At 70.3% G+C, this 12,537-nt stretch carries 15 protein-coding genes; 8 read left to right on the plus strand and 7 right to left on the minus strand.

Annotation, left to right across the window (positions count from 1 at the left end):
* Window positions 1-114: 114 nt before the first annotated feature.
* Together GV007_RS17775 and GV007_RS17780 are read right to left on the minus strand one after the other, a co-directional pair.
* On the minus strand, window positions 115-621 hold the full coding sequence (locus GV007_RS17775; RefSeq protein ID WP_160074996.1) for a hypothetical protein: 507 nt from the start codon (window positions 619-621) through the stop codon (window positions 115-117).
* A 3-nt stretch (window positions 622-624) separates the two neighbouring features.
* Window positions 625-855, minus strand: a complete 231-nt coding sequence (locus GV007_RS17780; RefSeq protein ID WP_104243362.1) for a hypothetical protein — start codon at window positions 853-855, stop codon at window positions 625-627.
* A gap of 203 nt (window positions 856-1,058) precedes the next feature.
* On the opposite strand from GV007_RS17780, the gene GV007_RS17785 reads away from it, so the two are divergent.
* The 5 genes from GV007_RS17785 to GV007_RS17805 all read left to right on the plus strand — a co-directional run bounded on the left by GV007_RS17785 (window position 1,059) and on the right by GV007_RS17805 (window position 5,042).
* Window positions 1,059-2,036, plus strand: a complete 978-nt coding sequence (locus tag GV007_RS17785) for a DNA topoisomerase IB (protein ID WP_160074998.1) — start codon at window positions 1,059-1,061, stop codon at window positions 2,034-2,036.
* Window positions 2,037-2,169: 133 nt separating this feature from the next.
* Window positions 2,170-2,718 carry a type 1 glutamine amidotransferase domain-containing protein gene (locus GV007_RS17790; RefSeq protein WP_160075001.1) on the plus strand — a complete coding sequence of 183 codons (549 nt, stop codon included), beginning with the start codon at window positions 2,170-2,172 and terminating at the stop codon, window positions 2,716-2,718.
* Between the two features lie 230 nt (window positions 2,719-2,948).
* Window positions 2,949-3,275 carry a hypothetical protein gene (locus GV007_RS17795; RefSeq protein ID WP_160075003.1) on the plus strand — a complete coding sequence of 109 codons (327 nt, stop codon included), beginning with the start codon at window positions 2,949-2,951 and terminating at the stop codon, window positions 3,273-3,275.
* A 109-nt stretch (window positions 3,276-3,384) separates the two neighbouring features.
* Window positions 3,385-4,662 carry an aminoglycoside phosphotransferase family protein gene (locus GV007_RS17800; RefSeq protein ID WP_160075005.1) on the plus strand — a complete coding sequence of 426 codons (1,278 nt, stop codon included), beginning with the start codon at window positions 3,385-3,387 and terminating at the stop codon, window positions 4,660-4,662.
* A complete protein-coding gene (locus GV007_RS17805) occupies window positions 4,659-5,042 on the plus strand; it encodes a hypothetical protein (protein WP_160075007.1) in 384 nt (127 codons plus the stop codon). The genes GV007_RS17800 and GV007_RS17805 overlap by 4 nt, the downstream gene beginning before the upstream one ends.
* A gap of 85 nt (window positions 5,043-5,127) precedes the next feature.
* On the opposite strand, the gene GV007_RS17810 is transcribed toward GV007_RS17805, so the two are convergent.
* Both GV007_RS17810 and GV007_RS17815 read right to left on the minus strand, forming a co-directional pair.
* Entirely contained in the window at window positions 5,128-5,784 is a 657-nt protein-coding gene (locus GV007_RS17810) for a response regulator transcription factor (RefSeq protein ID WP_160075009.1), read from the minus strand.
* Window positions 5,781-7,388 (minus strand): sensor histidine kinase, encoded by a 1,608-nt coding sequence (locus GV007_RS17815; protein ID WP_160075011.1) that lies wholly within the window; start codon window positions 7,386-7,388, stop codon window positions 5,781-5,783. The genes GV007_RS17810 and GV007_RS17815 overlap by 4 nt, the downstream gene beginning before the upstream one ends.
* A gap of 150 nt (window positions 7,389-7,538) precedes the next feature.
* On the opposite strand from GV007_RS17815, the gene GV007_RS17820 reads away from it, so the two are divergent.
* A complete protein-coding gene (locus tag GV007_RS17820) occupies window positions 7,539-7,880 on the plus strand; it encodes a tryptophan synthase subunit alpha (RefSeq protein ID WP_194678240.1) in 342 nt (113 codons plus the stop codon).
* Window positions 7,881-7,976: 96 nt separating this feature from the next.
* Window positions 7,977-8,765, plus strand: a complete 789-nt coding sequence (locus GV007_RS17825; protein WP_160075013.1) for a metal-dependent transcriptional regulator — start codon at window positions 7,977-7,979, stop codon at window positions 8,763-8,765.
* Here GV007_RS17825 and GV007_RS17830 read toward each other — a convergent pair.
* Genes GV007_RS17830 through GV007_RS17840 form a run of 3 tightly spaced genes read right to left on the minus strand, consistent with a single transcriptional unit; the run spans window position 8,762 to window position 11,426 of the window.
* The gene (locus GV007_RS17830; protein ID WP_160075015.1) at window positions 8,762-9,691 is read right to left on the minus strand and encodes a metal ABC transporter permease; all 930 of its coding nucleotides are present in this window, start codon (window positions 9,689-9,691) and stop codon (window positions 8,762-8,764) included. The genes GV007_RS17825 and GV007_RS17830 overlap by 4 nt on opposite strands.
* Window positions 9,688-10,428 (minus strand): metal ABC transporter ATP-binding protein, encoded by a 741-nt coding sequence (locus tag GV007_RS17835; protein WP_160075021.1) that lies wholly within the window; start codon window positions 10,426-10,428, stop codon window positions 9,688-9,690. Before GV007_RS17835 ends, GV007_RS17830 begins: the two co-directional genes overlap by 4 nt.
* Window positions 10,429-10,472: 44 nt before the next feature.
* Window positions 10,473-11,426, minus strand: a complete 954-nt coding sequence (locus GV007_RS17840; protein ID WP_160075017.1) for a metal ABC transporter substrate-binding protein — start codon at window positions 11,424-11,426, stop codon at window positions 10,473-10,475.
* A 165-nt stretch (window positions 11,427-11,591) separates the two neighbouring features.
* Here GV007_RS17840 and GV007_RS17845 point away from each other — a divergent pair, with 165 nt between their 5' ends.
* Window positions 11,592-12,506 carry a pentapeptide repeat-containing protein gene (locus GV007_RS17845; protein ID WP_236558620.1) on the plus strand — a complete coding sequence of 305 codons (915 nt, stop codon included), beginning with the start codon at window positions 11,592-11,594 and terminating at the stop codon, window positions 12,504-12,506.
* Window positions 12,507-12,537 lie beyond the last annotated feature (31 nt).

The following is a 12,537-nucleotide window of genomic DNA, read 5'->3' on the forward strand; positions in this document are numbered from 1 at the left end:
CGACGGGGGATAGCGGGCGCGAGTGGTCGCGCGGGCGGAGCGCGGAGGAGGAGAGCTGGGCAGCGGCGAGGGCGCGCCGCCTCGGGCGGTGCGGGCGGGGGCCGTCCGGACTCGTCAGTCGGCGGAGGAGCCCAGGAACTCGACCTCGGTGCTGCCGGTCACCGGCTCCGCGGTGACTCCCGTGATGGTGACGGTCACCGTGTAGGTGCCGGGCGTCCCGAGCTCGAAGGAGATATCACCGCACACCGTGTCGTAATTGCTGCTGAGCGCCTTGGCTGTTCGAGTGATCGTGTCAACGCCCTCGGCGCTCGCGGTGTACTCGCACGTGCCCGTCCGGGTCACGCCGGTCACCCGGGCCTCCGCGGTGATCCACGAATGGCGGTCGTCCGCCGTGGCGGCGAACACGAGTTCCCCACCGTCCGGGGCCGCTGAGGACTCCGAGGCGTCTGAGCTTTCCGCGGCCTGGGGTGCAGCGGCCGGCGAGAACGTGCCAGTGCTGGATTCTGAGCTCGGCGCCTGGCCGGTCGGCGAGCATCCGCTCAGCACGACGGCAACGGCGCACGCGGCCCCGAGGCCCGCTGCCTTCCAGCGGAACCTTGAGCCGCGCTGCTGGGAATCCACGAGTCAGGCTCGGTCTTGGAGCTCCTTGACGGCACGGGCGAAGTCGCGGGTCTGCAGCACTTCGAAGGCCGCACCCGGGTCGGACCCTGCCGAGACGACGCAGAGTTCATCGATCTTGTTGATGAAGCCGAGGACACGTCCGTCTTTGACGACCCGGTACGAGTTCTCGGAGAGGCGGTCGACGCGGCCCTCGGCGGGCGTCGTCGCGGTGAGAGGTGGAACGGGGAATGGCATGAGGCTCCTGCCGTCGTTGGCGACCGTCTCAGACGGATAGTCGCATCTTCGCGCACTGACATGTGCGCGGAGGGCTATTCCCTGAGATATGTGGAGAGTTCTCACGACATCTCAGGGAAGCTGATACCTCTTAGAAATACGCCAATATGTTCCTCAGCGTTGAAGCCTTGCCACAACGGGGTGGCGGGTGCTAGTCAGAAGGGATGGTTCGACTGCGAAGGTGGACTCCCGCGGCTGGCGCGTGGACGCGGCACGTTGCCGGGAGCGGCTTCAGCTACCGCGACGAGCGCGGTGAGCGCATCGTCGACGCACGACTCCGCGAACGCCTCGCGTCGCTCGCCATCCCACCGGCCTGGCAGGACGTGCGCATCGCGCCGCACGAGAACGCCCATGTCCTCGCCCTCGGCGTGGATGCGCTCGGTCGAACCCAGTACATCTACCATCCCGACTGGACGGCGAAGCGGCAGATCGTGACCTTCGACCGGGCCCTCGAGCTGTCCCGGGTGCTCCCCGCGGCGCGGCGTTCGGCGACGAGTGCCCTCCGCACAGCGAGCTCCGGCAGGGATGCTTCGCTCGCCGCGAGCTTCAAGCTCCTCGACACGGCATTCCTGCGGGTGGGCAGCGAGAGGTCGGCGAAGCAGTTCGGGCACCGGGGGCTCACGACGCTCCTGAACCGGCACATCCTGCTGCAGGAGGAGCAGGTGCTGCTCGAGTTCAAGGGCAAGAGCGGGGTGCCGTGGAGCGCCCTCATCGAGGACGGCGAGCTCGTGTCGTTCCTGGGGGAGCGCAAGGGCACCGGCTCGCCTGGGCGTCGCATCCTGGCGTGGAAGGACGGGCGAGCCTGGCGGCGACTCGCGGCCAGAGAGGTGAACGACGACATCAGGATGCGCACGAAGGGCGAATTCACGGCAAAGGACTTCCGCACGCTCCACGGCACGGTCTTCGCTGCTGGTCGGCTCGCCGAACTGGGGGTCGGGGGCACCGTGCGGGAGCGGAAGTCGCTGGTGGCGCAGGCCGTGCGGGACACCGCCGAGCTGCTCGGGAACACGCCAGCGGTCGCGAGGTCGAGCTACATCGATCCGCGCGTCATCGAGGCCTACGACGAGGGACGGGTCGTCGTTGCGGGCAGGGGCTCCGGCGAGGCGGCGCTGCGGGAGCTGCTGCTGGGCTCGTCCAGCTGACGGCCAGGGCGCGCACACGAGACATCCAAGGTTCGGTGAGGTCGGTGCGAGAGCGTTGACGCCTGCTCGGTTGTGGGTCGGAACCCGGTCCCGCCCGAGCTGCATACTTCCCCCGACGAAAGGACACTCAGCAATGACGACTCTCGACACCAAGCGCGTGGCCTTCCTCCTCACGAACGACTTCGAGGACAGCGAGCTGACCAGCCCATGGGGCGCCGTGACCGAGGCGGGCGCAGACGCGTCCCTCGTCGCGCCCGAGTCCGGCACCGTGACGGGCAAGAACGGGCACGAACAGGCCGTCGACCTCGCTTCGGCTGACGCGAAGGCAGCGGACTTCGACGCGCTCGTGCTCCCGGGAGGGGTCGGCAACGCCGACCTCCTGCGTCTCGACGAGGCGTCGGTCTCGTTCGCACGCGACTTCTTCGAGGCCCACAAGCCAGTTGCGGCGATCTGCCACGGCGCGTGGATCCTCACCGACGCGAAGGTGCTCGACGGGCGCACGCTCACGAGCTTCCCGAGCCTCAAGACCGACCTCGTCAATGCCGGGGCGACCTGGGTCGACGAGGAGGTCCACGTCGACCAGGGGCTCGTCTCGAGCCGCACTCCAGACGACCTGCCAGCGTTCAACGCGAAGCTCGTCGAGGAGATCGCGGAGGGCAAGCACCGCGGGCAGACGGCATGACCCACTGAGGGTGCCCGTCGCGAGGGGTGGGCGGATGCAGGCGCGTCCGCCCACCCCTCGCCCGTGCGCGGCCCACCGCTGGACAGCGGGCGCGCGCCGGGTTCCGGGGCCAGAGGCTCCGATCATGAGGGTGCTCTCATCAACTGGGCACGGTGCGTCTCATGAATGCTCACGAAGCTTGGGGCTACCGAGGCGAACTCGCGGCTCGGCAGTCAGCAGGAGGCAGCACTATGAAGAAGAACACCTGGATCATCGTCGGATCGGCAAGCGCCCTCGGGCTCGGCATCCTCGCGGTCGGCGGCGCCGGTGTCGCCAACGCCCTCGAGGTTCGCGACGTGCCGGGCGAGCAGCTCACCCTCACGACGCCGTCGGCACCCCCGACTGCTTCGGCCTCGCCCACGACGGACAGCAGCGCGTCACCCACCGCGACACCTGTCTTCAGCTCCCCGAGCCCCGTCTCGGCCCAGACGCCGCTCAGCGCGCCGACCGTGCAGAGCCCCGTGAGCGCGCAGAGCCCGGTGTCGGCGCAGACGCCGCCGTCGGTGCCAAGCGCCTGACACCCGACGCCCGACGATGTCCACAGTCTGGCGAGCTCCCGGGCTGCGGAGAACTGGCCCCGGTAAGTTCAGCAGGAGGACCGACGACAGAGCCCGCAAGGGGGAGCGCATGTTCGCAGCAGCCAGGCAGGTGATCGAGGCCGTGGCCACTGGCACCGGCCGCGAGGTGGCGTCGGTGACGCTCGCCTGCGCTGAGCCGAGCGGCGACGGCGTCCTCGCCGGCTACGACGTGGAACTCGCCTCGCAGCAGGGGCCAGACGAGCGCATCCGCCTCTTCATCGACACGGCCACCAACCCGGCCGCTGCATCTGAGGTGGGTGAGGCGCAGAACTGGACCACGGTGCAGAACCCCGTGACCCGCGAGCAGGTGAGGGTGTGGCGGTACCCGCACGACCCAGCTCTGCCTGCCCTTCCCGCGACGGCGTTCCCCGACTCAGCGCGGGAGACCGCGGCCCGCTTCGGAGCCGTCGGAGAAGGCCAGCTCGAGATGCTCGCCTACCGGCCCGGGCGCCGAGCAGTCCTGCGTCTTGCCGGCCCGGACGGCACGCTGTTCTTCAAGGTCGTCCGGCCCGGGCACGCCGAGCCGCTGCACCGCATCCACGAGGAGCTCGGCGGCGGCGGCGTCGCCGTTCCGCGCAGTCGCGGGTGGAGCGAGGCGGGCCTCGTCGCCCTCGAGCGGATGCCTGGCCTGCCTGCCGACGCACACGTGCCCCACACTCCTGAGGCTCGGCTCGAGTTCCTGGGCGAACTGCAGTCGCTCGTCGCGTCAATCGGGGCGGCACCCGTCTCTCGAGGAGCCCGCGCGAGCCTCACGACGGGGCTCGACTGGTACCTGCTGCGGCTCCACGACCTGCTCCCTGCGCGACGGGCCGACATCGATGGGATCGCGGTGAGCATCCGCCGAGCGCTCGCCGAAGCGCGGCCCGGGCCAGCGCGCACGGTGCACGGCGACCTGCACCTTGGACAGATCTTCGTCGAGCCGAGCGCCCGGCCCGGGGGCGGCACCTCGATCACGGGGGTCGTCGACATCGACACGGCTGGCGTCGGCGACCTCGCCGACGACCTCGGTGGGCTCTACGCGCACGCCATCGTGACGGCCCTCACCCACGATCTGGGCGGGAGAGCGGAGCTGCGCACGGCCACGTTCGAGCTCGCCGAACTCGTCAGGCTCGCCTGGGGCGAGTTCGCGCGTACCTGGGCCGAGCCGGGTGGATCCGGGCTCGTCACGGACGACCCCGACCTGAGTATTCGATCCAGCGCAGTCGCCCTCACACATCTGCTCTCGCACGCGTTCGGGGCTGCCGTGCGAGGAGGGGTCGGGCTCGATGCGCTGCCCGATCGCATCCTCGACTTCGCCAGCGCCCTCTCCAAGGAACCGAGACGATGAGCGCCGAGAAGCCCCGGCCTCGCTGGCTCGTCGTGGCCCTCGCCGGGGCCGGCGCGCTCGCCATCGTGCTCGCCGGGGTCACGTTCGCGCAGGCCACGTCGCTGCGCTCCTCGCCCGGGGAAGCCGTCAACCTCGGGCCGATCGTCGGCGAGCAGTCGCCGGCGACGACGATCAGCGTGACCCCATCAGCGACCGCCTCCACGGCCCCGGTCTCGACCGGGGCGCCGTCACCGAGCCTCCCGCCGGACCCGGTCCAGCCGTCGCTCCCGACGGGTGGCATCCAGGCGCCCGTGCCCGTGGCACCGGTGGGCCCGTCCCAAGTCGACGACGACGATGACGACGACGACGACGATGATGATGATGACGACGGTGAGGACTGACGGCGACGTCAAGGACCGGCGGCGGCAGGGCCTTGCTGTGGGGCAGGCTGAAGGCGGCGAGGTCTGACGCTCGCCGGGGTCGGCTTCAGCGCAGGCGGTATCCCATGCCCCGCACCGTCTCGATGCGCTCGGAGCCGATCTTGCCGCGCAGGTAGCGGACGTATACGTCGACGACGTTCGAGCCTGGGTCGAAGTCGAACCCCCAGACCCTGCTGAGCAGCTGCTCGCGGCTCAGGACCTGCCCGGGGTTGGCGAAGAACTGCTCGGCGAGCCCGAACTCGCGTGCCGACAGGTCGATGTCGGCGCCGGCGACTCGCACGCGGCGCGTGCGGAGGTCGAGCAGCAGGTCTTCGTGGGTGAGCTCCGTGGTGGCGGCCTGCCCAGCATCCCGGAGTCGAAGCCGGATGCGTGCGAGGAGCTCGTCGAACTTGAACGGCTTCGCGAGGTAGTCGTTGGCGCCCCCGTCGAGACCCCGCACGGTGGCCTCGACCGAGGTGCGCGCCGTGAGCATGATGACCGGGATCGTGTGCCCCTCGGCTCGCAGCCGGTCGAGCACCTCGAAGCCGTCCATTCCCGGGAGGCCGACGTCGAGGAGCACGAGGTCGAAGTCGCCGCCGCGGGCAAGCTCGAACCCATCGGTGCCAGAGCCTGCCACCGCGACCGCGTACCCTGCCGACTTCAGACCCTTCTCGACGAACGAGGCAATGCGCGCCTCGTCCTCGACGACCAGGATTCTGCTCATGCGGTGTCCTCTTCCTCGGGATGATGGGGCCGCGCGTCGCCGCCTGACGCGGCGGAGGCGCTGGCCCCGGAGCTGCCGGAGCTGCCGGAGCTGTCGGAGCTGTCGGAGCCGGGAGATCCGTGCGCAGGCACGACGATCGTGAAGGTGGACCCGAGCCCCGGCTGGCTCGAGAGCTCGACTCTTCCACCGTGGCCGCGAGCGATCGACTGCACGATGGCGAGCCCGAGGCCTGACCCGGTCTGGCTGCGGCCCGTCTCGGCACGCCCGAAGCGATCGAAGATGCGCTCCTGCGCGGAGGCGGGGATGCCGACCCCCTCGTCCCGGACCCAGAGCTGGAGCTCGCCGCGCGCATCCACGAGGCTGCCGAGCTCGATCCGGGAGCCTGCCGGCGAGTACTTGGCGGCGTTGTCGGCGAGCTGCAGCCAGGCCTGCGTGATGCGGCGCGCGTCGACATCGACGACCACCGGCGCCGTCTGACCGAGCACCCAGCCGTGGTTCGAGAGGGCGCTCGCCTTCGCCTGGACCTGCTCCGTCAGCTCGAGCACGTCGCAGGGCGCGATGCTCAGGAGTCCCTGCTGCTCGCTGACGGCAAGCGCTTCGATGTCGTCGATGAGCTCGCTCATGCGGTCGAGCTCGTCGAGGGCAAGGGCGACCGTCTCCCTGGTGTCGGCAGGGTCGTTCGGGTCGAGCAGCTCGAAGTGCCCACGCACGATCGTGATGGGGGTCTTCAGCTCGTGACGCACGTCGTCGAGCAGCTGCCGCTGGGAGGTGAGGGAGCCGTCGAGGCGGTCGAGCATGCCGTTGATCGTCGCGGTCAGAGCGGAGACGTCGTCGTTGCCGACGACCGGGATGCGCGCAGACCTGTTGCTGCCAGTGATCGACGCCGCCGTCTCCCGCAGCTCCCGGAGCGGCCTGAGGAGGCGGCCGGCGACGAACCAGCCCACGAGGCCGACGGCGGCGAGGGCAGCGACGGCGACCATCGCATACGTCTGGAAGGTGCTGTCGGTGTCGGCGAGCTCGGCCCGGAGATCGTATGCCGCGAGGTACAGCGCGTCGCTCGAGCCGTCGCCCACCGTGAAGGGGACGGCGATGTAGCGGAGGGCGAGGGCGCCGTCGACGAAGGTGCCCATGCGCACCGAGCCGTCGGCGGTCTCCGCGACGGCTCGTTCGACGAGGCCGGGCACCTCGGCGAGGGAGAACGGGGTCGGTGTCGCCGGGATGAACGTCGGCACGCCGTCGACCAGCCCGAGGGCTCCCTCGTTGCGTTCCGGGACGAAGCGCTGCATGACCAGCTCGAGGGCTTCGGTGCTGCTCGCGAAGGTGCGGGCCGGGTCGGGGGCAGGGGCCGCAGGGGCTGCCGGGTCCGACATCGTGGGCGCGGCGGCGTCCGTGCCGCTCACGAGGCCGCTGACGTTCTCCGCGAGGGCGACGAGGCGCTCATCCACTCCGCTCAGGTCGCGCTCGCGGGCCGCGAAGTAGCTCGTCGCGCCGGCGACGATCATGCCGAGCATCGTGACGAGCAGGATCGACGCGAGGATGCGCACCCGCACCGAAGCGCGGGGCCGCACCTCCTGCCGCCCCTGCCCCACCGTGGTCACCTGCATCCACTGATTATCTGGGGCGCACGAGTCCAGATCCTGGCAGGTGAGAAGACTCTCACGCAGCCGTGCTGCAGGCGGCACCTCTCCAGGCGTCCGCCCGGTCCCGCTCCACAAGCCCCAGCGGGAAGGTGGCATGGCGCGTAGGCTCGTCGAGTGGAAACCGAGCGCTACGAACTGACCAGGCGAGCAAGCCTCGAAGTCCTGCGCGCCGAAGCGCAGGACGAGCGAGAGACCATGATCTACGGTCGGGCTCGCCGCGGTGAAGACCCGTGGCGCTTCATGCAGGAGCTGCCGACGGTCGACGAGCTCGTGGTGCTGCTCATGCGCGCCGAAGCTCTCGAACGGGGCGGAGACGAAGCCCCCTCCAGTGGCGAACACGATGCGCAGCTCATGCGGCGCATCGCGACCGAGTACCCGCCGCTCGGGCCCACCGTGTGGACCATGCTCGCCGGAAAGAGCCGATTCGGCGACCGCTGGGACGCCAGAACCGCCTGAGGTGCCTGAGCCCGGGCGTCGTGCCCCGAGGCTCCGCCGGCGATGGCAGGCGTGGACGGCGGCCCCGTCGCATCCCCTGCCCGTAGGCTTGTGGGCATGTCGGTGTCAGAACTCTCGGTGAGCGCGCAGAACTACCTCAAGGTGGTCTGGAGCCTCCAGGAGTGGTCGGATGCGCCCGTCACGGCGACGATCGTCGCCGAGCGCCTGCAGCTGCGGCTCTCGACGGTGTCGGAGGGCATCCGCAAGCTCGCCGACCAGGGGCTTCTCGAGCACGCGCGCTACGGCAGCATCTCCCTCACCACGGAGGGGCGCTCCCACGCGCTGACCATGATCCGCAGGCACCGGCTCCTCGAGACGTTCCTCGTGGAGGTGCTCCAGTACGGCTGGGATGAGGTGCACGATGAGGCAGAGAACCTCGAGCACTCCGTGTCCGACCTCATGGTGGAGCGCATCGACGCGATGCTCGGGCACCCCGAACGCGACCCGCACGGCGATCCGATCCCCTCTGCAGCTGGCGAGGTGAGCATCCCGCAGGCTGTTCTGCTCAGCAGCCTCGAAGCGGGGAAGCGCGTTGTCGTCGAGCGCATCTCGGACTCGGACGCCGAGCTCCTCAAGTACTTCGCGGCGAAGGGCCTCACGGTTGGGGCGCGGCTCGAGATCGGCGAGAGCGACCCGTACTCCGAGTCGATGCTGCTCACCGTGGTGGACTCGGACGCGAACACTGATCGCGGGCAAGCCGACGCCACTGCGGGCACCGCAGGCTCGGCGGGGCCCGTCGCGGCTCCGTTCGCCCTCGGGCCCGTCGCGGCTCGAGCCGTCTGGGTGACGGAAGCCGAGAGTTTCGGAAATCGAGAGCTTCGGGAATCGAGAGCGTCGGGAAGCTAGGCCGTCTTCGCCTCGGCAGCCGCCCCTTCGGTAGCCGTCCCTGTGGCGCCGGGCCGTTCAGCGCTCTTGCCCCTCGAGCGACGCCTCGCGAGGATCCGCGACGTGACGAGGCCCTGTGTTGGGGAGAGCAGGTAGGCGAGCAGGAAGGCGAGGCCCTGCGCGAGCACGATCATCCCACCGGATGCGGCGTCGAGGTAGTAGCTGGCGTAGAGGCCTACCGCCGAGCAGACGACGGAGACGACGGGGGCGATGACGAGCATCCGCGCGAAGCTGCGCGTGAGCACCGTCGCGGTCGCTCCGGGGATGATGAGCATCGCCACGACGAGGATCACGCCGACTGTCTGCAGGGCGACGACGGCGGTGAGGGCGAGCAGCCCGAGGAGGGCACCGCGGAGGACGCGCGGGTTGAGGCCGATCGCGTGGGCGTGTGTGGCGTCAAACGCGACGAGGGTGAAGTCTCGCCGCTTCACGAGGAGCACGACGGCGACGATCGCCGCGAGTATGCCGATCTGCACGAGGTCGGTGGGGCTGACGCCGAGGAGGTTGCCGAAGAGGATGTGGCTGAGGTCGGTCTGACTCGGCGTCACTGAGATGAGCACGAGGCCGAACGCGAAGAGGGTCGTGAAGACGATCCCGATCGCCGCGTCCTCTTTCACCCTGCTGGTGTCGCGGATCACGCCGATGAGGCCGACGGCGAGCAGCCCGAAGGCGAGCGCCCCGAGCGCGAAGGGAGCCCCGACGATGTAGGCGAGCACCACCCCGGGGAGAACGGCGTGCGAGACGGCGTCTCCCATGAGGGACCACCCGATGAGCACGAGCCAGCAGCTGAGGAGGGCGCAGACGACGGCCGTGATGACGGTCGTGATGAGCGCCCGCACCATGAACTCGTAGCCGAGGGGTTCGAGGAGGAGATCGACGAGGTTCATGCTGCCGCCCCCGTTCCGGTCTCGATGCCGAAGGCGAGTGCGAGGTTCTCGGGCCGGATGATCTCCTCGGGGCTCGCGTGCAGCAGCACCCGCCGGTTGAAGAGGACGGCCTCGTCGGCCAGCTCTGGGAGGGAGCCCAGGTCGTGGGTGGCGATGAGGATGCACACCCCCTGCTCGGCCAGCTCCCGGAGGAGCCTCGTCATGGTGGCCTGAGAGCGGGCGTCGACGCCCGCGAAGGGCTCGTCGAGGAGCAGCACCTCGGCCTCCTGGGCGATGCCGCGGGCCACGAAGGCGCGCTTGCGCTGACCGCCCGAGAGCTGGCCGATCTGCCGACCTGCCAGCTCGGAGAGCTCGACGCGCTCGAGGGCGGCGTCGACAGTCGCGTGGTCGCGCGCCCGGGGCCTCCGGGTGATGCCGAGGTGTCCGTAGCGTCCGGTCATCACCACATCGCGCACCGAGAGGGGGAAATCCCAGTCGACCTGTTCGCTCTGGGGAACGTAGCTGACGCTGCCCCGCTTGCGCGCATCCGCCGAAGAGCCCCCGAGGATGCGGACGGTGCCCGCGTCGGGGCGGACGACGCCCATGATCGACTTGAAGAGCGTGGACTTGCCAGAGCCGTTCATGCCGATGAGCCCGCAGACCCGGCCGGGGGCGATGGCAAGGCTCGCCCGGTCGAGGGCGAGCACCTCCCCGTAGTGCACGGTGAGGTTCTCGACCTCGATGGCCGGCGCGGCCACGCCCGCCGATGGCCCGGTGCTGGCCCGAGGAGTGGAGGCTGCGCTCACGATTCGCTTCCCGTCTTGCCGGTCAGGCCGGCCACGATGGTGTCGACGTCGTGCCGGATGAGGTCGAGATAGCTCGGCACGGGGCCGTCTTCCTCGCTCAGCGAGTCGACGTAGAGAGTGCCGCCGAACTCCGCATCCGTGGCGTCGACGACCTGCCGCATCGGCGCATCCGACACAGTCGACTCGCAGAACACGGCCGGAACATCGTTGTCGCGCACATGATCGATGACCCCGGCGATCTGCTGCGGGGTGGCCTGCTGCTCGGCGTTGACGGGCCAGATGTAGACCTCGTCGAGCCCGGCGTCTCTCGTCAGGTACGAGAAGGCCCCCTCGCAGGTGACGAGTGCCCGCTGGGATGCGGGGAGAGGCTCGATGGCCGCGACGAGCTCGTCGTGCACGGCCTGCAGCTCCGCCTTGTAGGCGGCGGCGTTCTCCTCGAAGACGCTCGCGCTCGTGGGGGCGAGGTCGGAGAAGGCGGTGACCATGTTGTCGACGTACAGCTGCACGTTGAGGGGCGACATCCACGCGTGCGGGTTGGGGAGGCCCGCGTAGGCGTCGCCCGCGATGGGCACTTCCTCGACGCCGTCGCTGACCACGGCGTGGGGGACATCCATGCCGGAGACGAACTGCTCGAACCATGCCTCGAGGTTCATGCCGTTGTCGAGGATCAGGTCGGCTTCCGACGCCTTCGCGATGTCGAGCGGGGTCGGCTCGTAGCCGTGGATCTCGGCGCCGACCTTCGTGATCGACTCGACGCGAAGCTCATCGCCGGCGACCTGCCTCGCGATGTCGGCGAGCACCGTGAAGGTCGTGAGGACGACGGGCCGGTTGTCCTCGCCCTCGGAGGAGGGGGCGCAGGCGGTGAGGGACGCGAGCGTGACGAGGGCGAGGCCCGCCGCGACGATGCGGCTGGCCTTCCTTCGGGCTGCGCGCAGCGCGGGGGTCAGCATGACCAGAGCATAGCGCTACGGTGGTCAGAAGATCAATGTTCGGTGCGCCGAACATTTGGGAGCTGCGCGCGGGCGATGCGCTGCGCGGGCCAGCGACGGTCGGGGAATCACGCCCCGGCCGTGCACAGCTGGCACGCGTGCGCGGAAACGTAGGCTGACGGCACGATGTCTCCAGGCGAACTCAGCGAACCGCTGCGGCACCGGCCCACAGTGCCGATGCCCGGCGGAACCGCGCGCAGCGGGCGCGGCGCGAGCGCCGATACCGCGCGATTCCGGAGCGACTGCGCCAACTGCGTCGCCCTCTGCTGCTCGGCGCTCGCGTTCTCGCGCGGTGACGACTTCGCGCACGAGAAGCCCGCCGGAAAGCCGTGCCGGAACCTCGACGAGAACCTCGGCTGCGGCATCCACTCTGCTCTCCTCGAGCGCGGGTACCGCGGCTGCACCGTCTTCGAGTGCCACGGCGCCGGGCAGCGCGTCACGCAGGAGACCTTCGGCGGTGGTGACTGGCGGGAGGGCGACGACCTGCGGGAAGCCATGTTCGCCGTGTTCCCCCTCGTGCGCCAGCTGCACGAAGTGCTGTGGCTGCTGGCCGAAGCGAGGCGTCGTACCGCCGATCGCTCGCTGCTTCGACGCATCGACACGCTCTTCGATCAGGTCGACGTGCAGGCCGCCTCGCCCGACCTGGCCTCGCTGCGCGCCGCCGTCGAGACGAGCCGGCCGGCCGCCGGCGAGCTGCTCGGGGCGGTGAGTCGCGAGGTGCGCCGGATGCACGTCCCGCGGCGCCGTGCATCCGGCGCCTGGTCACGGATCGAACCCCGCGGCGTGTACCTCGGCACTGACCTCTCGGGCAGCGACCTGCGGGCGGTCGAGCTGCGGGGTGCGCTGCTCATCGCGGCGAAGCTCCGGGGTGCCGACCTCCGCTGGGCTGACCTCCTCGGCGCCGACCTGAGGGACGCCGAGCTGCACGGCGCCGACCTGCGCCACGTGCTGCACCTGACGCAGCCACAGCTCGCGGCCGCCTTCGGTGATGACGCCACGCAGCTGCCCGAGTCGCTCACGCGACCCCGCCACTGGGGGTAGCTTCGCCGCTGGGGTTGGGGCTGTCGACGGG

This window comes from Pseudoclavibacter sp. 8L (assembly GCF_902506465.1).
GTDB lineage: Bacteria > Actinomycetota > Actinomycetes > Actinomycetales > Microbacteriaceae > Pseudoclavibacter.

Bases quoted from the DNA above. Each gene is read 5' to 3' on its own strand.
- GV007_RS17815 (WP_160075011.1), bottom strand. From the start codon at position 7,388: ATGCAGGTGACCACGGTGGGGCAGGGGCGGCAGGAGGTGCGGCCCCGC.
- GV007_RS17810 (WP_160075009.1), bottom strand. From the start codon at position 5,784: ATGAGCAGAATCCTGGTCGTCGAGGACGAGGCGCGCATTGCCTCGTTC.
- GV007_RS17785 (WP_160074998.1), top strand. From the start codon at position 1,059: ATGGTTCGACTGCGAAGGTGGACTCCCGCGGCTGGCGCGTGGACGCGG.
- GV007_RS17825 (WP_160075013.1), top strand. From the start codon at position 7,977: ATGTCGGTGTCAGAACTCTCGGTGAGCGCGCAGAACTACCTCAAGGTG.
- GV007_RS17845 (WP_236558620.1), top strand. From the start codon at position 11,592: ATGTCTCCAGGCGAACTCAGCGAACCGCTGCGGCACCGGCCCACAGTG.
- GV007_RS17800 (WP_160075005.1), top strand. From the start codon at position 3,385: ATGTTCGCAGCAGCCAGGCAGGTGATCGAGGCCGTGGCCACTGGCACC.
- GV007_RS17830 (WP_160075015.1), bottom strand. From the start codon at position 9,691: ATGAACCTCGTCGATCTCCTCCTCGAACCCCTCGGCTACGAGTTCATG.
- GV007_RS17790 (WP_160075001.1), top strand. From the start codon at position 2,170: ATGACGACTCTCGACACCAAGCGCGTGGCCTTCCTCCTCACGAACGAC.
- GV007_RS17780 (WP_104243362.1), bottom strand. From the start codon at position 855: ATGCCATTCCCCGTTCCACCTCTCACCGCGACGACGCCCGCCGAGGGC.
- GV007_RS17840 (WP_160075017.1), bottom strand. From the start codon at position 11,426: ATGCTGACCCCCGCGCTGCGCGCAGCCCGAAGGAAGGCCAGCCGCATC.
- GV007_RS17805 (WP_160075007.1), top strand. From the start codon at position 4,659: ATGAGCGCCGAGAAGCCCCGGCCTCGCTGGCTCGTCGTGGCCCTCGCC.
- GV007_RS17795 (WP_160075003.1), top strand. From the start codon at position 2,949: ATGAAGAAGAACACCTGGATCATCGTCGGATCGGCAAGCGCCCTCGGG.